The following is an 18,599-nucleotide window of genomic DNA, read 5'->3' as shown; positions in this document are numbered from 1 at the left end:
GTAGACCTCAAGGTGATGGCCTACTTCAAGATTAGCCTTTCAACACGTAATTGGGACAGAGCCGTTTATTTCCACCATTTTCTGGCTATATCTGAGCCTTATCAGTTTCATTCACAGCAATTTGAACGACTCTGCAGGTGGTCAAATCAGGCTTCTGTCGCTTGCTGGCTACAGAGTAGCTCCATACTGACCACCCCCTCTTCCATTTGCACGTCGATCTTGAAGCCAAGCCGTTTGGCGAGGTTGACCATGCCGCGATTGCTGGGCATGGTCATGCCGGATAGCTGGCCAATCCCTTGCTCTTTGGCGTAACGGATGATCTTCTCCATCATCAATTTGCCGAGCCCCACCCCTTTCAAGTCCGATCGCACCAGAATGGCAAACTCGGCATCGCTCAGGTCCGGGGTCGAGATAGCGCGTACCACGCCGAGGATTTGATCCTGCAGCTCGCCATCTTGCCCCACAGCCACGAAGGCCATCTCCCGGTCGTAATCGATCTGGGTCATGCGGGCCAGCTCTTCATGGCCCAGCTCGCCTACATCGGCGAAGAAGCGTTTGTACCTGTCTTCATCGGAGACTTGCAGCACGAACTGCTTGTGAGCCGGTTCATCTTCCGGCCGGATCGGGCGCAGCAGGATATGGCGCTGATCTTTAAGCCAGGCACCCTCTTCCAGTTCGGTAGGATAGGGGCGGATAGCCAGTCGGTTGCTGGCCGGGAGGGCGGGGTCAGCCAGTGTGAGGCTGGCATCCAGCACCACCATCTCTGCGCCGCACGCTTGCAGCGGGTGTAGGTCCAGTTCCTGAATCTCAGGAAAGGCGAGCAGCAGCTCGGAGAGCTGGCAAAGCACTTGGCCCAAGGCATCGATATCCAGTCGTTCCGGCGTGGCATGTTCACGGATCTTGCGGCTCTTGAGCGCACCGATGATCTGGTAACGGGCCAGCGCCTGATTGAGCGGTGGTAGCGCTGCGACCATCTCCTGCGGTTCGGCGCCCGACTCACCCAGCAGAATGACGGGGCCAAAGATGGCGTCTTGCTGGATACGTACCCGCAGCTCCAGGCCGCCGCTGCGGCGAGCCATCCGCTGCACCAGCAAGCCTTCGATACGGGCGCCCGGAGCATGTTGTCTGACCCTGTCCAGAATGGCATCGGCGGCTTGCGCCACTTCGGCCGAGGTGCGCAGGTTGAGCACCACGCCGTGCACGGCAGACTTGTGCAGGATATCTGGCGAACGGAGTTTGACTGCCACCGGGTAGCCGATCTGCTCGGCAGTCAGGGTTGCCTCGATGGCGTCGGTGACGATCCAGGTTGGCAGGGTCGAGAGACCAGCGGCTTGCAAAATCGGGTGTACCAGATGAGTATCCAGCCTCAGTTGCTTGCGCTCCTGCGCCTGACGGATCAGCTGCTGGCACAGCTCGCCATTGAGCTGGTTGCCATGTAGTGACGCCGGTGTCTCCATCAACTGCTTCTGGTTGCGGCGGTATTCCACCATATGCATGAAGGCGGCCATGGCGCTTTCCGGTGTGCGGTAGGTCGGGAAGCCCGCTTCGGTAAAGAGTTTGCGCCCCTCCTGCGCCGAGTATTCACCCGCCCAGTTGGTGAGGATGTTGAAACGGCGCGCTCTGGGGTGCTGTTTCAGATGGGCAATAAGATGGCTGGCCAGAGGCGCGCTCGGTGCCGTGAGCGAGGGGGCGTGGATGATCAGGATGGCATCAATGCCATCCTCTTGCAGCACGCTGTCCAGCGCCTCCTGATAGGTGGTGATGGTGGCATCGCTGCCGATATCGAGCGGCGGGCGAGCCAGCTTGCCGCCCCGTTCCAGCAGCACATCCACTGCCATATTGGCCAGCCCGCGGCCGTTGGAGATGATGGCAAGCCGCTCCCCCTTGAGGGTCATGGAGTGGCTGAGGGTTTCTACCGCGGCAAACAGTTCGTGGGTATCCCGTACCCGCAACATGCCGGCGCGACGGATGGCGGCATCATAGACGTTGTCGAGGCCGTGGGCCGGATCGTGGCGCCCGCTTTTCAGCACCAGGATCGGCTTGTTGCGCGAGGCTGCCCGCGCCGCCGAGAGAAAGTGGCGGGCGTCGTGCAACTTGTCCATGTAGATCAAGATGGCGCGGGTGACGCTGTCGCGGGAGAGTTGATCCAGCAGCTGGCCGAAGTCGATGTCGCAGTGATCACCAAGGGAGATGAAGGCGGAGAAGCCCAGCTCATGCTGCTTGGCCCAATCCAGAATGGTGGTGCTGACGGCGGCGGATTGCGACAGAAAGGCGACCTGCCCCGGCTTGGCGGCAATGGGTGAAAAGCTGGCGTTAATCCCTTGGCCTGGCAGCAGCATCCCCATGCTGTTGGGGCCGAGCAGGCGAATGCCATATTGCTGGCAGACCCGTTTCAGCTCCAGCCGCTCTTCGGGAGAAAAGTCGGCGGCCAGTATGATGGCCGCCCCCGCCCCCTTCTGGCCAAGCGCTTCCAGCAACGGCAGGACCCGCTCCCGTCTGGTGCAGATGATGGCGAGATCCGGGGTTAGCGGCAGGCTGGCAATATCGGGATAGGCCAGCACGCCGGCGATGGACTTGTTGCGCGGGGTGACAGGGAGGATGGGCCCTTTGAACTGGCCCGCCAGCAGGTGGCGCACGATTACGTGACCCGCCTTGAGCGGGTCGGTCGAGGCGCCGATCACGGCGATTGAGTGGGGTTTGAACAGCCGATCCAGACCGCTTGCTTTCATGGGCACTCCCGACAAAAGGGGGAAGATACCAGTCTAATACGCCTTTGCTGCGGGTTCTGTGACCGGCTCCTGATCACCGTTTGTTCAGGGCATTGGCACGCAGATAAAAGCGCAGTTCGCCTTGCACCCGACGAATGGCCCCCAGGTGGCGTTCCTGCAGATAGATATCCTGCACCCGATCGAGCGCTGTACTGGGCACGCCCATGCTCTGCAGATACTCGTCAAACAGGGTTGAACCCTTGATCTCTACCAGATGCTGTTTCATGGCTCTCCTCCCTGCGCCTTGGCGTGTGTTGATGAACGCCCAGTCTGCGATGACCTGCCGGGTTTGCCTATTGTCACTTTTGACACGAGATTTGACACGAGAGCGCTCACACATCTTTCAGAGAGGGCGCCGTTGAGGCGCTGGCTGGCGTTATAGTATGGCGAGGAGCACGAGGCACGGATGGTGCACAGGATGATCAGAGTCTGGTGGTGGTGCATGGCACTGTGGACGGTTGGCGCAACGGCAACCGAGCAGCCTATCCGCGCCTGGAATCTGCTGCTGGATCACCCCAACCCCGCCGTCGTCCAGTTGCTGCGGCTCTCCCTCGATCTCACCGTGCCCGAATATGGCCCCTACCAGCTGGTCTCCAGTCCGCAAATGGAGCAGGGGCGGGCGGTGAAGGAGCTGCGCAGCGGCGAGCTGGTTCAGGTCGGTGTCTTTGCCCCCGATGGTGAGCGAGAGCGGGAGTTGCTGGCAATCCACATTCCGCTGGCCAAGGGGCTGCTGGGGTGGCGGGTGTGTCTGGTTCGGCAGGGGGATGAGGGACGTTTTGCCGCGATCGGGTCGTTGGCAGACTGGCATCGCGCCGGGCTCTCCATCGGTCAGCACAGATCCTGGCCTGATACCCAGCTGCTCAAGGCCAACGGCCTCAAGGTGACGGTGGGCAATCTCTATGAGGCGCTCTTCAACATGCTGCGCAAGAAGCGCTTTGACTGCTTCCTGCGCTCGGTCATCGAGGTCGAGGATGAACTGCGGCAGCACACGGATCTCGCCATCGAGCCCCGTCTGGTGTTTCGTTATCCGCTGGCGCTGCTCTTCTTTGTCTCGCCAAAATATCCGGAGCTGGCCCAGCGCATCGAGCTTGGCCTGCTGCGGGCGCGGCAGTCTGGTGCTTTTGACCGGGTCTTTGAAGAGGGATTTGGCAGCACCATTCGGCGGCTGAAACTGGATGAGCGGGTGCGCCTCGAGCTGCACAACCCCGACTTGCCGCTGCCCAGCCGCATCATGATGGCCGATCCGGCCCTTATCTATAATCCGGTGTCAGCGCAGTGAACCCTGATTCTGCGCGGTATCCCAGAAGGCGCGGATCAGCGGCTCTTCCAGTCGCTTCTTGAGCACCCCGATCCCCACATCAAATGGCTTGAAGGCGGGCTTGAGGTCGATGATCCGCACCTTGTCGCCGAGCGGGCTGTGGTCGATCACCGCCGCCGGCACCAGTCCCACACCACAGCCGAGCGCCACCATAGCGACGATCCCCTCGTTACCCGCCACTTCGGCGTAGATGTTGGGGGCGATCCCCTTGTTGCGAAACCACTGATCGCTACGTTTTCGGGCCAGCCCCTGTTCGGAGAGGATGACCGGCAGCTGCTCCCAATCAGGTTCTCCCTGACGGAACCACTGGTTCAGTTGCGGGGCGTTGCGCGGCGCGATAAAGACCAGCGGTACCAGCTGCAGGCTGGCGAACTCCAGCTTGGCCGGCAGGGCGTCGGGGCGGGCGGCGATGGCGAGATCGGCCTCGTCGGCCAGGATCTTGTCCACCGCCAGCGCCGGGTCACCGGTCTCCAGCTTGATCTCCAGCTGGGGGTAGCGGCGGCGAAAGCGCTCCAGTACCTCGGGCAGCAGAAAGTAGCTGGCAGTGACCGAGCAGAAGACCCGCAGACGACCTTGCAGCGGCTCGTCGCTGCGTTTGAGCTCCTGTTTGAGCTGGCGCCACTCCTGCAACAGGCCGCCGCCAAACTCCCGCAGTTTCTCGCCGGCAGGGGTGAGCCGCACCGAGCGGTTGTCCCGTTCGAACAGGATGCAGCCGGTCTCCTGCTCCAGTCGCTGGATGGCGCGGCTCAGGGTGGAGGGGCTGACCGCCATGGCATCGGCACTCTTGCCGAAGTGGAGGGAGTCGGCGAGGTGGAGAAACAGCTCGAGATTGCGAAGATCCATCTTTCAGCTCCTGACGCGGCTTGTGTGCCCGATATCCAGCGGTTGGCGGCTTGTTTCTGCCATCTCGCGGTACATTCAGCAGGCAATTTTGAAGAGTGAGCGTTTCAGTTATTGCAACGTACTGTTTCGAATATATCAGTTCAGGCAATAAGTGTCCCGCGCTATAGTGGTTCAGACAACGCCGCTATCCGGCATGGAATCAATCGAACGGAGCAATCACCATGGCTAACTATTTCAACACCTTGAACCTGCGTCAGCAGTTGGCCCAGCTGGGCAAGTGTCGTTTCATGCAGCGCGAAGAGTTCGCGGACGGCTGCAACGTGCTGAAGGGCAAGAAGGTGGTGATAGTGGGCTGTGGTGCCCAGGGTCTGAACCAGGGTCTGAACATGCGCGACTCCGGGCTGGATATCTCCTACGCCCTGCGCAAGGCCGCCATCACCGAGAAGCGTGCCTCCTGGCAGAAAGCTACCGACAACGGCTTCGCGGTCGGTACCTATGAAGAGCTGATCCCGACCGCCGATCTGGTGCTGAACCTGACTCCGGACAAGCAGCACTCTGACGTGGTGAAAACCGTGATGCCGCTGATGAAGCAGGGCGCCGCGCTGGGTTACTCCCACGGCTTCAACGTGGTGGAAGAGGGTCAGCAGATCCGCTCCGACATCACAGTCGTGATGGTTGCGCCCAAGTGCCCGGGGACCGAAGTGCGTGAGGAGTACAAGCGCGGTTTCGGCGTACCGACTCTGATCGCCGTTCACCCTGAAAATGACCCGAAAGGCGAAGGCATGGCCATCGCCAAGGCGTGGGCCTCTGCCACCGGCGGCGACCGTGCCGGGGTGCTGGAATCCTCCTTCGTGGCGGAAGTAAAATCCGACCTGATGGGCGAGCAGACCATCCTCTGCGGCATGCTGCAGGCCGGTTCCCTGCTCTGCTACGACAAGCTGGTTGCCGAAGGCACAGACCCGGCCTACGCCGGCAAGCTGATCCAGTTCGGCTGGGAGACCATCACCGAAGCCCTGAAACAGGGTGGCATCAGCCTGATGATGGACCGCCTGTCCAACCCGGCCAAGTTGCGCGCCTTCGAGCTCTCCGAGCAGCTCAAGACCCTGATGCGCCCGCTGTTCGAGAAGCACATGGACGACATCATTGCCGGTGAGTTCTCCCGCGGCATGATGGCCGACTGGGCCGAAGATGACGTCAAACTGTTCACCTGGCGCGAAGAGACCGGCAAATCAGCCTTCGAAAATGCGCCGGCGTTTGCAGGCAAGATTGCCGAGCAGGAGTACTTCGACAATGGCGTGGTGATGGTGGCCATGGTCAAGGCGGGTGTCGAGCTGGCGTTTGAGACCATGGTGGCTTCCGGTATCTACGAGGAGTCTGCCTACTACGAATCCCTGCACGAGTTGCCGCTGATCGCCAACACCGTTGCCCGCAAGCGTCTGTACGAGATGAACGTGGTCATCTCCGACACCGCCGAATACGGTAACTACCTGTTCGCCAACGCCGCCGTGCCGTTGCTGCGCGAGCACTTCATGCCGACCCTGAAAGCGGGCGATCTGGGTGCCAGCAAGGCGGAAGGGCAGAGCGTCGACAACCTGACGCTGCTGGCTGCAAATGAGGCGACCCGCAACCACCCGATCGAAAAAATCGGCCAGGTACTGCGTGGTTATATGAAAGACATGAAACGCATCGCCGTTGGCGGTTAAGCCCGCATCGGGCTGGATGATGAAGGGGCGGGGATGACGATCCCCGTCGCCGGTCGGACTGGACACCCGACCGGCCCGCCAGAAAACCCAGCCCGACAGCCATAAATAAAAAAGCCCCGCTCATCGAGCGGGGCTTTTGCATTCAGAAAGGCCCGATAAATCAGGCTTTCCACGCTTTCCAGGTGTTGATCAGACCGTTGGTGGAGCAGTCGTGGCTGGTGACAGCCTCGTTGTTGCCCAGCTCCGGCAGGATCTTGTTGGCCAGCTGTTTGCCCAGCTCCACGCCCCACTGGTCGAAGCTGAAGATGTTCCAGATTGCGCCCTGTACGAAGATCTTGTGCTCGTACATGGCGATCAGGGCACCCAGGGTTTTTGGGGTCAGGCTCTTGAACAGGATGGAATTGGTCGGGCGGTTGCCTTCGAACACCTTGAACGGCACCAGATCCTTGACCTGCTCCAGGGTTTTGCCAGCCGCCAGGAACTCGGCTTCAACCTCTTCCTTGCTCTTGCCGAAGGCCAGCGCCTCGGTCTGGGCGAAGAAGTTGGCCAGCAGTTTCGGATGGTGGTCACCGATCGGGTTGTGGCTGATGGCCGGCGCCAGGAAGTCGCAGGGGATCAGCTTGGTGCCTTGATGGATCAGCTGGTAGAAGGCGTGCTGGCCGTTGGTGCCCGGCTCACCCCAGATGATGGGGCCAGTCTGGTAGTCAACCGGCTTGCCGTTGCGATCCACGTACTTGCCGTTGGACTCCATGTTGCCCTGCTGGAAGTAGGCAGGGAAGCGGTGCATGTACTGATCGTACGGCAGGATGGCTTCGGACTCGGCACCGTAGAAGTTGTTGTACCACAGGCCAATCAGGGCCAGCAGCACAGGTACGTTCTGCTCATAGGAGGCAGTGGCGAAGTGCATGTCCATCTCGAAGGCGCCTTGCAGCAGGGCTTCGAAGTTCTCGAAACCGACAGACAGGGCGATGGGCATGCCGATGGCAGACCAGGAGGAGTAGCGGCCGCCAACCCAGTCCCAGAACTCGAACATGTTGTTGGTGTCGATACCGAACTCGGCCACGGCCTTGCCGTTGGTGGAGAGGGCGGCGAAGTGCTTGGCAACGTGGGCCTTGTCACCGGCGATATTGATAAACCAGTCGCGGGCTGTCAGGGCGTTGGTCATGGTCTCCTGGGTGGTGAAGGTCTTGGAGGCCACCAGGAACAGGGTGGTTTCCGGATCGATCTTCTTCAGGGTCTCGGCGATGTGAGTGCCATCGACGTTGGAGACGAAGTGCATCTGCAGGTGGTTTTTGTAAGGGCGCAGTGCCTCGGTGATCATCACCGGGCCCAGATCAGATCCACCGATACCGATGTTGACCACATGCTGGATCGCTTTGCCGGTGTAGCCTTTCCACTCGCCTCCGATTACCTTCTCGCAGAAGCCTTTCATCTTGGCCAGTACGGCGTTCACTTCCGGCATCACGTCCTTGCCGTCGCACTCGATGGGGCGGTCGGAGCGGTTGCGCAGGGCCACGTGCAGTACGGAGCGTCCTTCGGTCATGTTGATCTTGTCGCCATTGAACATGGCATCGATTGCGCTGCGAAGATCGGTCTCTTTGGCCAGACCAATCAGCAACTTGAGGGTTTCTTCGGTGATCAGGTTCTTCGAGTAATCAACCAGGATGTCGCCGCCGAAGGTAAGGGAAAACTTGTCAAAGCGCTTCGGGTCCTGCGCGAACAGATCCTTGAGTCGGGTCTCTTTGTTTGCTGCAAAGTGGGCTTCCAGTGCCTGCCAGGCCTGGGTTTGGGTTGGATTGATATTTTTCATAGGATTCCTGAAATGCCAAGTTGTGTTTGAACCTTGCAGGCAAGGTCCCGCCAAACCTTATTATCCGAGCATTATAGCGAGCCGATCGGGCGGCCCGTGTAACAGATTTTTACCGATTGTCTTTTACCGCAATGGGTCACTGTCGGGAGCATACAACCAGAACATTGGGATTATGTGTCACGAAAGCAAGGCGGATCTTGCGCTTGCTCATGATTGGGACCACCCCGATAGCCTGAAATTGTTTTCATCCGGTTGGCGTGGTTATGCATCGACATGGCCATGGGCTGGGGCCAGAAACGACAATGCCAGCCTGAAGGCTGGCATTGTCTGTTGCAGCAGAACCGCGATCACGCCTGCGGTTTTTGCATGTGCATCACCATCTGCGGGAAGGGGATCTCGATGCCTTCAGCATCAAAGGTCAGTTTTACCTTCTCATGGAAGTCGAACCAGACCCCCCAGTAGTCAGCGGTCTTGACCCACGGGCGCACCACGATATTGACCGAGGAGTCGGCCAGCGCGGCAACGGCGATGGTAGCGGCCGGATCTTTCAGGATGCGCGGCTCTTCGCTTACCAGACGCTCCAGGATCTGTTTGGCCTTGCGCAGGTCAGAGCCGTAGCCGATGCCAAAGGTCATATCGACGCGGCGGGTATCCATACGCGAGTAGTTGACGATGGTGCCGTTGAGGATGGCGGAGTTCGGTACTACCACCATCTTGTTGTCACCGGAGGTGAGGGTAGTGGTAAAGAGCTGAACGGACTGCACCACACCCGCAGTGCCCGCCACTTCTATAAACTCGCCCGCCTTGATGGGGCGGAAGATGATCAGCAGGAAGCCGGCAGCGAAGTTGGAGAGCGAGCCTTGCAGCGCCAGACCGATGGCCAGACCGGCGGCACCGATAATGGCGACGAAGGAGGCTGTCTGCACGCCGACACGGCCCAGCGCGGCGATCACTACGAACACCAGAATGGCGTATTTGAGGATGCTGCCGACGAAGTGGGTGACTGTGGTGTCCAGCTTGCGGGCCTGCATCACCTTGACCACGCCACCGCTGATGAGGTTGGCGGCGATATAGCCGACCAGCAGGGTCAGCAGGGCGGCGGCGATATTGACGCCGTATTCGATCAGCAGTCCCTGATTATTGACCAGCCAGGTCTGCGCTTCGGTAATGATTTCGGGTTCCATAGGATGTCCTGTCAGGTTCTAAAAGGTTTATGGTGGATAAATCTAACACCGCAGCGCGACAGTACGGGTCGCATCTGGTACTTCTTTTCTGCCATAAAAACCTGACACAAAAAAGAAGGGAGGCCAAAGCCTCCCTTCTTTTTGCTGAATGATGCGAAAAAACCATCAGCTCTGCAGCAGTTGGCTGCGGATAAATTGCCACTGATCTTCGAAACCGGCGGTCGGCTTGAGCTTGAACTCGGAGCGCACGAACTGGCTGATACGGCCTTCGGTGTAGGCCAGCAGCAGATTGGCCAGCATGGTCTCGTCGAGCTGGAAGCCTTGACCCTCGCGCAGCCGCTTCTCGCGCAGCACCTGTTTGATCTGGGTCTCCAGCTTGTCGAACAGGATGCTGATGCGATCCCGCAGCCGATCGTGCTCACCCAGCAGGGCGTCGCCATTGAGGATGCGGGTAATGCCGGGATTGCGCTCGGCGAACACCAGCAGCAGCTGCAGGATATGGTGGCAGCGCGCCATGGTGTCCTTCTCTTCCGCCATGATCAGATTGACCCGTGACAGCAGGGAATCCTCGATAAAGTCGATCAGCCCCTCGAACATCCGCGCCTTGCTGGGAAAATGTCGATAGAGGGCTGCTTCAGAGACGCCGACCTCGGCCGCCAGACGGGCCGTGGTGATACGCTGACCCGGACTGGTTTCCAGCATATGGGCGAGCGCCTGCAGGATCTGATCGCGCCGACTCTGTTTCTGATTACTGCTTGCCATGGATTCCCCTAAAAAAACAATGGCTTGATTCTATTATTAGGCACCGCCCATCGGGCTGGTGTGGTCTGTTATTGGCGACCAGAAGAACCAAAACCGCCTTCACCCCGTTCGCTCTGATTGAACTCATCGACCAGTTGGAAGCTGGCCTGAACTACCGGCATGATCACCAGCTGGGCGATGCGCTCGCCGGGTTGCATGGTGAACTCATCCTTGCCGCGGTTCCAGACCGAGACCATCAGCTGACCCTGATAATCGGAATCGATCAGACCGACCAGGTTGCCCAGCACGATGCCGTGCTTATGGCCGAGGCCGGAGCGGGGCAGGATGGTGGCACACAGACCCGGATCCTGGATGTGAATGGCCAGACCGGTCGGCACCAGGGTGGTATCACCCGGAGCCAGAGTCAGCGGCGCATCCAGCAGTGCGCGCAGATCCATGCCGGCAGAGCCGGGAGTGGCGTAGGCGGGCAGTGGGTACTCGGTACCGATACGGGCATCCAGAATCTTCAGTTCAATTTGTGTAGTCATGAATCGCTTTTTCAGTTGGATCTTGTATTGGCGTCCCTCTTGGCAGGCGGGGCGCCGTGAGTCTTGTTCTTTCGGGACGCTCAGTGCCGGTAGTGGCGTGCAATCAGGGCGATCAGGTGACGGGCCAGCGTCAGCTTGTCGGCCAGCGGCAGCGGGGCCTGGCCCCCTTGCCAGAACACGGTCAGGGCGTTGTCATCGGCGTTGAAGCCTTGCCCCTCGCGGGACACATCGTTGGCGGCGATCATGTCCAGCCGCTTATGCTGCAACTTGTCGAGGGCGTATTGTTCCACATCCACGGTTTCGGCGGCAAATCCGACGGTGAAGGGTTTGTCTGAAAGGGCACCAACGGCCGCGATGATGTCGGGGTTTTTCACCAGCTTCACCACCATCTGGTCGTTGTCGCTGGTTTTCTTGATCTTCTGGCTGGCCACCTGCTCGGGGCGATAGTCGGCTACCGCGGCGCAGCCGATGAAGAGGTCGCACTCGCCGACCCGGCTCATCACCGCCTGATGCATTTGCTCCGCGCTCTCGACATCGACACGGGTCACGCCCGCAGGCGTAGCCAGCGTCACCGGGCCGCTCACCAGCGTCACTTCGGCGCCCGCTTCGCGGGCTGCTCGGGCGATGGCGTAGCCCATCTTGCCGGAGCTGTGGTTGCTGATGTAGCGCACCGGATCGAGCGCCTCGCGGGTTGGCCCTGCGGTGAGCAGCAGCTTGATGCCTGCCAGCAAGGGCTCGGCGGCCAGCTGCTGGCAGCAGCGATCCACCAGTTCGAGGGGATCCAGCATCCGCCCCGGGCCTACATCGCCACAGGCCTGGCTGCCAGCATCCGGCCCCCACAGCAGAATGCCGCGGCTGGCCAGGGTCTTGAGGTTGGCCTGGGTCGCGGCGTTGAGATACATCTGTTGGTTCATGGCAGGTGCCAGCGCGATGGGCGCCGGAGTGGCCAGACAGAGGGTGGTCAGCAGTTCGTCTGCCATGCCTGCTGCCATCCGCGCCATCAGGTTGGCGCTGGCGGGGGCGATCAGCACCAGATCGGCCCACTTGGCCAGCTCGATATGGCCCATGCCCGCTTCGGCGGAGGGATCCAGCAGGCTGTAGGCCACCGGATGACCGGAGACCGCCTGCAGGGTCAGCGGGGTGATGAACTCCTTGGCGGAGCGGGTCATCACCACCCGCACTTCGGCGCCCTGATCTTTCAGGCGGCGTACCAGCTCGGCACTCTTGTAGGCGGCGATCCCGCCACTGACACCCAACAGGATGCGTTTATCGGCCAATCTCATCTGCTGTTTCTCTATCCGGCTCATTCTGACTGGTCGGCTAAGATACCACAGGCAATGGATGACGACAGGGGTTGGCATCAAGGGGTGTGGTCGGGCGCGCGCAATTTTTTGCTATGTTTTTTCTCAACAGGGATGAGGGAGAGACAAATGAGCATCAAAGAGTGGCCGGAAGATGAACGCCCCAGAGAGAAGCTGCTGCGTCAGGGGCCCGCGGCGCTCTCCGATGCCGAGCTGCTCGCCATCTTTCTGCGCACTGGCGTCAATGGCCTGAGTGCAGTGGATCTTTCACGTAATCTATTGAATCAATTCGGCTCTTTGCGCAGTTTGCTGGGGGCGGATCAACGGGCATTCTGCGAGGCGCACGGCCTTGGCCCGGCCAAATATGCCCAGTTGCAGGCGGTGCTGGAGATGGCCAGACGCCATCTGGCCGAGCAGCTGCAACGGGGTGATGCGCTCACCTCGCCCCAGCTGACCCGCGACTATCTGCAGGCCCAACTGCGGGATCGGCCGAGGGAAGTGTTTGCCCTGCTGTTGCTCGACAATCAGCACAGAGTCATTCAATTTGTTGAGCTTTTTTTCGGCACAATCGATTCGGCGAGCGTCTGGCCAAGAGAAATCGTGCAGATCGCGCTCAAACATAATGCAGCCGCGGTGATTCTGGCGCATAATCACCCGTCCGGCGTCGCCGAGCCCAGCAGGGCCGACCGCCAGATCACGGATCGGATCACGGCCGCTTTGGCCCTGATCGATATCAGAGTGCTGGATCACTTGGTGATCGGTGATGGCATCACGGTTTCTTTTGCCGAGCGCGGTTGGCTATAACTGTGCTCTGGCACCGTATTAGTTGATCTTTGATCACGGATGCTGTATAAAATGCCGCCTTCTGTTTGCCCCGCAATCGAAGGCCAGCGGGGCAGATATTTGCTCGAGCAATGAAGTAAGATTTGGAGAGACTGACATGTCTAGAGTATGCCAAGTAACCGGCAAGCGCCCGGCAGTTGGTAACAACCGTTCGCACGCTAACAACGCCACCAAGCGTCGTTTCCTGCCGAACCTGCACACTCACCGTTTCTGGGTTGAGAGTGAAAAACGCTTCGTAAGCCTGCGCGTATCCGCAAAAGGCATGCGTATCATCGACAAGCGTGGCGTTGAAGTGGTTCTGGCTGAACTGCGCGCCAGCGGTGTTAAGGTATAAGGAATTAGATCATGGCTAAAGGTATTCGCGAGAAAATTCGCCTGAACTCCAGCGCCGGTACTGGTCACTTCTATACCACTACCAAAAACAAGCGCACCATGCCCGAAAAAATGGAGATCAAAAAGTTTGATCCCGTTGTTCGTCAGCATGTGATCTACAAGGAAGGCAAAATCAAGTAATTACTTGATGCTGCATTCCCAAAAACCCGGCTTCGTGCCGGGTTTTTTTATGCGCCGAATTCAGTACACTGCCGGTTCAAAGGGAGGCTTGCCATGTTCAAATTGAGCCGCAAAGGCTGGAATAACGTGATCATTGTGGTGGTGCTGATCGTGATCACCCTGTTGCATCGTATGGAGACAGCCCAGCAGGAGAACAGCGCCAAGCGGGCTCGCCCCTTGCTGCCGGATGCGTCTGTGGTGCTCACCTGGCAGGGACCGAGCTGGCAGATTGAGCGAATCGGTCAGGGCTGGCGCAGCGTGCCGGATTTGGGGCTCGACACTGCTCAGCTGGATGCCCGTCTGGCACGCTGGCAGAGCTGGTTGCTGTCCCCCGGCGAGGTGGTGCGCGGTACCCCGGTGACCATCAAGGTGTGGATTGCCGGCCAGAACGATCCGGTCGAGATCGGCCTCTATCAGAACAGCGGCCAATATGGCGCTCAGCTGCCCTCCGGTCTCTGGCTCGCCCTCACTGCCGAGCAGTATCGCGATCTGCTGCGTCCTGCTCCCTGAGTTTCTTTTCCTTGCGAGGTGCCCATGCCCGAATTGCCAGAAGTTGAAGTCAGTCGTCAGGGGATCTCCCCCTGGCTCACCGGTATCAAGGTGACGCGTGTAGTGGTGCGGGATGGCCGCCTGCGCTGGCCGATCCCCGGTGAGATTCAGGAGCTGGTGGACCTCACCATCCATCGGGTGCGTCGCCGTGCCAAATACCTGCTGCTGGAGACCGATTTCGGCACCGCCATCCTTCATCTGGGGATGTCCGGCAGCCTGCGGGTACTGGATATCGGCACGCCAGCCGAGAAGCACGACCACGTGGATATCGAGCTGGAGAATGGCAAGCTGCTGCGGCTCAACGATCCGCGCCGCTTCGGCGCCCTGCTCTGGACCCGGGAACCGGCCGAAGCCCACGCGCTGCTCGCCAAGCTGGGGCCAGAGCCGCTCACCGATACCTTCAGTGCTGATTACCTGCGTGAGCGCGCCAAGGGGCGCAGCACCGCCATCAAACAGTTCCTGATGGACAATCAGGTGGTGGTCGGGGTGGGCAACATCTACGCGAACGAGGCGCTCTATGCTGCCGGCATTCACCCCAAACGGGCGGCGGGCAATATCAGTGCCGAGCGGCTGGGAACCCTGGTGGCCGAGATCAAGCGGGTGTTGGCCGAGGCGATTCGCCAGGGCGGCACTACTCTCAAGGATTTCACCAGCGCCGATGGCAAGCCGGGCTATTTCGTGCAGCAGTTGCAGGTTTATGGCCGTGGCGGTCAGCCCTGTTTCCACTGTCACACCCTGCTGACCGAGACAAGAATGGGCCAGCGCACCACGGTTTTTTGCAGTCATTGCCAGCGCTGAGCGCACTTTTTGCCCCGATCCGGGGGAAGTTGTAACAGCGTATTTCCACTCTGTTGAAGATTTGCACAGCTGTCACTAGTATCCCGACCGTTCAGGCGGTTTGAGAATATAAAAATGACAGTTAAATCAATAGACTGGGAATATTTATCCCGGCAGGAGCGCTATTGCGCAAAATCCATGGCCCGCTTCCTCTACCCCGAGGGATGTGACCGGAAAACCTTCAATCGCGGCAAGTTCGTGCTGCGCAGCCTGCTCTATCGCAAGTCGCTGAGCCGGGTCTTCAGCCTGTTTCAGTGCGACTCGCTCAAGGCGCTGCCAGCGGTCTATCCCGAGCTGCTCGACAAGCCGATGCGCCCCTATCGCTTCGCCTGTGCCAGCGCCCGTGAGCGGGCCGAGATGCTGGAAAATCACTACCGTTTGCTGTTGGAGTGCTACCCGCAGCTGATCGACCCCCTCTATCTGGGCGAGGGGATCGAACTTGGGCACTATCCCCAGAGCGGCTGCCGCATTCTGCTGCGTCACGATGGCACCTTCCGCCGCGAGGCCGAGCTGGCGCTCTCCATCGTCAACGGCGAGGGGCAGCGCCTCTACAGCTGCGCCTTTTCGCTGGCGGGCAGCGTGGATCGTTTGATTCTGATGATCGGCTCCATGCAGGGGCCGGAGCCTGCGGTCGACAATGCTCAGGATCGGGTGCGCGAGCTGACCAAAGAGGGGCACGGCCTGCGGCCCAAATCCCTGCTGGTGCAACTGGTGCTGCAACTGGCGCAGAGCATGGGGGCGGCGGAGGTGCTGGCGGTGCGCAAGCGGGCCCACGTGTTTCAGGCCAAGCGCTACAGCAGCAAGCAGAAAGCCAATTTGCAGGCCGATTATGACGAGCTGTGGCAGGAGTTCGACGCCCGGGATGTGGATGCCAACTTCGTCGCTCTGCAAGCCCAGCCGCGCAAGCCGCTGGAGGAGATCGCCTCCAAGAAGCGGGCCATGTATCGGCGCCGCTACGAGTGGCTCGATCTGCTGGTGCAGGAGATGAATGAGCGGTTTGCCCGTCAGTAACCGGCAAGCAGGCTGACCTCTCTATAACGAGACAGATACAACAAGGGCTACCCGTGGGTAGCCCTTGTTCGTTGTTGCCGTCGGGAATGGCGAGTGTAGAAGGGGATCACCCTTTCTGTTTGGCGGCGATGGCCTGGGCCACTACCGGGTCGACAAACTGACGAATGTCGCCACCGTGCAGCGCCACCTCTTTCACCAGAGTGGAGGAGATAAAGGAGTTCTCCTCCGCCGGGGTGAGGAAGACGCTTTCCAGCTCCGGCATCAGGCGGCGGTTCATGTTGGCCAGCTGGAACTCGTACTCGAAGTCGGAGACGGCGCGCAGGCCGCGGATAAGCACGTTGGCTTGATGCTCTTTGGCGAAATCTACCAGCAGACCGGAGAAGCCCACCACCTTGACGTTGGGCAGCGTGCTGGTCACTTGCTGGACAAGCTGGACACGTTCTGCCAGATCGAACAGCGGGCGCTTGCTCGGGCTGTTGGCGACCCCGACCACCACCTCGTCAAACAGCTTGGCGGCGCGGCCGATGAGATCGGCGTGGCCATTGGTAACGGGATCAAAAGTCCCGGGATAAATTACCTTGGTAGTCATCTTTGCGGTCCTGCAACCTGGAAATTTGGTCGCATTATAAGGTCGTCGCTTGAGAATAGCAGTGCATCAGGCAAGAATACGCCATCGCGCATCAAGCCTCCTTGCATTGGTGACAGGGAGCAAAGGGATTTTTTATGAAACGTATTCTGGTCGTTCGCAATGACAAGATTGGTGACTTCATGCTGGCGTGGCCTAGCTTCGCCATGCTCAAAGGCTCCATGGAGTGTCATGTGACTGCCCTGGTTCCGGCCTACACGGCGCCGCTGGCCCGGCTCTGCCCCTGGATTGACGAGGTGATCATCGATCCGGGCGTGCGGGCCGACAAGGAGCAACAGCGAGCGCTGCTGGCGCGGATCAAGGCGGCGGCGTTCGACGCGTCCATCTGCCTCTTCTCCAACTCCCGCAACGCCATGCTGGTGTGGAAGGCGCACATCCCTTACCGGCTGGCCCCGGCGACCAAGCTGGCGCAAGTGCTCTACAACCAGCGACTGGTGCAGCGTCGCTCCCGCTCCCAGAAGCCGGAGTCCGAGTACAACCTGGAGCTGATCCGCCGCTTCCTGGCCGATCAGCAGGTGGCCGTGGTGGAGCCCAAGACCCCCTTCCTGCAGTTCGATGACGAGACCCTGCTACAGGTGCGCGAGCAGTTGGCACTCAAGCTCAAGCTCGATGCCAGCCGCCCCTGGCTGATGGTGCATGCCGGCAGCGGTGGTTCGGCCAACAACCTCTCCATCGAGCAGTACGCCCGCATCATCATCAAGCTCAATCAGGCCTGCCCCGAGCTGCAGTGCGTGCTGACCGCAGGCCCGGGCGAGGAGAAGATGGCCGAACAGCTGGCGGCCGAGCTGCTGGCCCACGGCGGCAACGGCTGGATCTACCGCTCCAGCGATGGTCTGCCGATGTTCTGTCAGGTGCTGGCCAACGCAGCCCTGTTTATCGCTGGCAGTACCGGCCCGCTCCATATCGCCGGTGCGCTCGATGTGCCGACTATCGGTTTCTTCCCGATGCGCCGCTCCGCTACTCCGCTGCGCTGGAAGCCCCTCAACAGCGAAGGGCGTCACCTTGCCTTCAGCCCGCCGGAGGATAGCGACCATCCTGAGGATATGAGCCAGCTCGATCCCAAGACCATGGTGCCGGTGATGGCCCGCTGGGCGGCGCCTTTCTGGCGCAAATAACGTATGCAGCAATGTAAACAGGGCCCCGCGGGGCCCTGTTTCGTATGACGGTTATTCCGGCTGCTGCGGCTGCTGGCGCACCCAGAGGTCGGCGTATTTGACGAAGGTAGAGTGGGCGGAGAGGATCGCCAGCAGCAGCCCCTGCTTGCCGTCGAGGAAGCCCGCTTTGAGCAGGTACATCTTGAGGAAGCAGCCGACCGCGTGGACCAGCCCCTGACTGAGGGAGCCTTTCTTGCCGCGAGCGGTACGCTGATCGGCCCAGGCGCGGGCATAACCGGCGGATTTGACCAGATAGTGCTCCAGATCCCGATAGGTGAAGTGGTGCAGGTCGCCGTAGAGGTTGACGATCTTCATGTTGGCGCGCACCTCCACCTTCTCGTGCACCAGCGCCTCGTTGTAGCTGGTGAGTGCCTTGGGATAGAGGCGCAGCACCCGATCCGGATACCAGCCACTGTGGCGGATAAAGCGGCCAAAGACCCAGGAGAGGCGCGGCAGCGAGTAGATGGTGTCGCTGGCCGGATTGGCCATCACGTTGGCGATGGCGGTTTTCAGCTCGGGGGTGAGCCGCTCGTCGGCATCCAGCCACAGCACCCAGTCGGATTGCACATGGGACTGGGCCAGTCGGCGCTGCTTGCCAAAGCCGGGCCACTTGGCGTTGACGAAGAAACGGGCCCCAAATTCGGCGGCGATGGCCGGGGTCTCGTCCTGACTGCCTGAGTCCAGAATGACGATCTCGTCCACCAGTCCGTCGAGGGAGGCGAGGCACTTGCGCAGGTTGTCGGCTTCATTCTTGACGATCAGAACGGCAGCCAGAGTCGGTTTTTTCACGA

Annotated in this window: 19 protein-coding genes; 9 read left to right on the top strand and 10 right to left on the bottom strand. The window is 60.3% G+C overall.

The features are described from left to right. Positions 1-146 precede the first annotated feature (146 nt). Together VF684_RS19225 and VF684_RS19220 are read right to left on the bottom strand one after the other, a co-directional pair. Positions 147-2,729, bottom strand: a complete 2,583-nt coding sequence (locus VF684_RS19225) for a bifunctional acetate--CoA ligase family protein/GNAT family N-acetyltransferase (protein ID WP_201998884.1) — start codon at positions 2,727-2,729, stop codon at positions 147-149. Between the two features lie 73 nt (positions 2,730-2,802). Continuing rightward, positions 2,803-2,994 carry a hypothetical protein gene (locus VF684_RS19220; protein ID WP_201998883.1) on the bottom strand — a complete coding sequence of 64 codons (192 nt, stop codon included), beginning with the start codon at positions 2,992-2,994 and terminating at the stop codon, positions 2,803-2,805. A gap of 192 nt (positions 2,995-3,186) precedes the next feature. Between VF684_RS19220 and VF684_RS19215 the strand changes: the two genes are divergently transcribed. Next, the gene (locus VF684_RS19215) at positions 3,187-4,047 is read left to right on the top strand and encodes an ABC transporter substrate-binding protein (RefSeq protein ID WP_201998881.1); all 861 of its coding nucleotides are present in this window, start codon (positions 3,187-3,189) and stop codon (positions 4,045-4,047) included. Here VF684_RS19215 and ilvY read toward each other — a convergent pair. After that, a complete protein-coding gene (ilvY, locus tag VF684_RS19210) occupies positions 4,036-4,929 on the bottom strand; it encodes an HTH-type transcriptional activator IlvY (protein ID WP_005342097.1) in 894 nt (297 codons plus the stop codon). The genes VF684_RS19215 and ilvY overlap by 12 nt on opposite strands. A gap of 221 nt (positions 4,930-5,150) precedes the next feature. Between ilvY and ilvC the strand changes: the two genes are divergently transcribed. Beyond that, a complete protein-coding gene (gene ilvC, locus VF684_RS19205; RefSeq protein WP_139440740.1) occupies positions 5,151-6,632 on the top strand; it encodes a ketol-acid reductoisomerase in 1,482 nt (493 codons plus the stop codon). Positions 6,633-6,792: 160 nt separating this feature from the next. Here the strand turns inward: ilvC and pgi are convergent, their stop codons facing one another. The 5 genes from pgi to coaBC all read right to left on the bottom strand — a co-directional run bounded on the left by pgi (position 6,793) and on the right by coaBC (position 12,198). Beyond that, positions 6,793-8,442 carry a glucose-6-phosphate isomerase gene (pgi, locus tag VF684_RS19200; RefSeq protein ID WP_139440741.1) on the bottom strand — a complete coding sequence of 550 codons (1,650 nt, stop codon included), beginning with the start codon at positions 8,440-8,442 and terminating at the stop codon, positions 6,793-6,795. Positions 8,443-8,789: 347 nt separating this feature from the next. Then, positions 8,790-9,626: a mechanosensitive ion channel domain-containing protein gene (locus VF684_RS19195; RefSeq protein ID WP_005339493.1), complete on the bottom strand. Its 837-nt coding sequence runs from the start codon at positions 9,624-9,626 to the stop codon at positions 8,790-8,792. Positions 9,627-9,791: 165 nt separating this feature from the next. Further along, positions 9,792-10,388, bottom strand: coding sequence for a nucleoid occlusion factor SlmA (gene slmA, locus VF684_RS19190; protein ID WP_005339495.1), 597 nt, complete (start codon positions 10,386-10,388; stop codon positions 9,792-9,794). 68 nt (positions 10,389-10,456) lie between these two features. Further along, on the bottom strand, positions 10,457-10,915 hold the full coding sequence (gene dut, locus VF684_RS19185) for a dUTP diphosphatase (protein ID WP_005339498.1): 459 nt from the start codon (positions 10,913-10,915) through the stop codon (positions 10,457-10,459). An 80-nt stretch (positions 10,916-10,995) separates the two neighbouring features. Next, on the bottom strand, positions 10,996-12,198 hold the full coding sequence (gene coaBC / locus VF684_RS19180) for a bifunctional phosphopantothenoylcysteine decarboxylase/phosphopantothenate--cysteine ligase CoaBC (protein ID WP_139440742.1): 1,203 nt from the start codon (positions 12,196-12,198) through the stop codon (positions 10,996-10,998). A gap of 147 nt (positions 12,199-12,345) precedes the next feature. On the opposite strand from coaBC, the gene radC reads away from it, so the two are divergent. The 6 genes from radC (at position 12,346) to VF684_RS19150 (ending at position 16,008) form a co-directional block, all read left to right on the top strand. Continuing rightward, positions 12,346-13,020: a RadC family protein gene (radC, locus tag VF684_RS19175; protein WP_005339502.1), complete on the top strand. Its 675-nt coding sequence runs from the start codon at positions 12,346-12,348 to the stop codon at positions 13,018-13,020. 136 nt (positions 13,021-13,156) lie between these two features. After that, positions 13,157-13,393 (top strand): 50S ribosomal protein L28, encoded by a 237-nt coding sequence (gene rpmB, locus VF684_RS19170; RefSeq protein ID WP_005307492.1) that lies wholly within the window; start codon positions 13,157-13,159, stop codon positions 13,391-13,393. An 11-nt stretch (positions 13,394-13,404) separates the two neighbouring features. Continuing rightward, on the top strand, positions 13,405-13,572 hold the full coding sequence (gene rpmG, locus VF684_RS19165) for a 50S ribosomal protein L33 (protein ID WP_005307500.1): 168 nt from the start codon (positions 13,405-13,407) through the stop codon (positions 13,570-13,572). A gap of 93 nt (positions 13,573-13,665) precedes the next feature. Continuing rightward, positions 13,666-14,121: a hypothetical protein gene (locus VF684_RS19160; protein WP_139440743.1), complete on the top strand. Its 456-nt coding sequence runs from the start codon at positions 13,666-13,668 to the stop codon at positions 14,119-14,121. Positions 14,122-14,145: 24 nt separating this feature from the next. Then, positions 14,146-14,958 carry a bifunctional DNA-formamidopyrimidine glycosylase/DNA-(apurinic or apyrimidinic site) lyase gene (mutM, locus tag VF684_RS19155; RefSeq protein WP_139440744.1) on the top strand — a complete coding sequence of 271 codons (813 nt, stop codon included), beginning with the start codon at positions 14,146-14,148 and terminating at the stop codon, positions 14,956-14,958. A 114-nt stretch (positions 14,959-15,072) separates the two neighbouring features. Beyond that, positions 15,073-16,008, top strand: coding sequence for a VirK/YbjX family protein (locus VF684_RS19150; RefSeq protein WP_019446531.1), 936 nt, complete (start codon positions 15,073-15,075; stop codon positions 16,006-16,008). Between the two features lie 106 nt (positions 16,009-16,114). Here VF684_RS19150 and coaD read toward each other — a convergent pair whose 3' ends face one another. Continuing rightward, positions 16,115-16,597 (bottom strand): pantetheine-phosphate adenylyltransferase, encoded by a 483-nt coding sequence (gene coaD / locus VF684_RS19145; protein WP_139440745.1) that lies wholly within the window; start codon positions 16,595-16,597, stop codon positions 16,115-16,117. Between the two features lie 134 nt (positions 16,598-16,731). Here coaD and VF684_RS19140 point away from each other — a divergent pair, with 134 nt between their 5' ends. After that, a complete protein-coding gene (locus tag VF684_RS19140) occupies positions 16,732-17,769 on the top strand; it encodes a glycosyltransferase family 9 protein (RefSeq protein ID WP_005339514.1) in 1,038 nt (345 codons plus the stop codon). 51 nt (positions 17,770-17,820) lie between these two features. Here VF684_RS19140 and VF684_RS19135 read toward each other — a convergent pair whose 3' ends face one another. Further along, positions 17,821-18,597 (bottom strand): glycosyltransferase family 2 protein, encoded by a 777-nt coding sequence (locus VF684_RS19135; protein ID WP_139440746.1) that lies wholly within the window; start codon positions 18,595-18,597, stop codon positions 17,821-17,823. Between the last annotated feature and the right edge of the window lie 2 nt (positions 18,598-18,599).

The sequence above is a fragment of the Aeromonas sp. Lyrl_2 genome (genome assembly GCF_051948815.1).
GTDB classification, from domain to species: Bacteria; Pseudomonadota; Gammaproteobacteria; order Enterobacterales; family Aeromonadaceae; genus Aeromonas; species Aeromonas veronii.
Note: the sequence above shows the minus strand (reverse complement) of the source record. Positions and strands in the feature narration are given on the sequence as shown.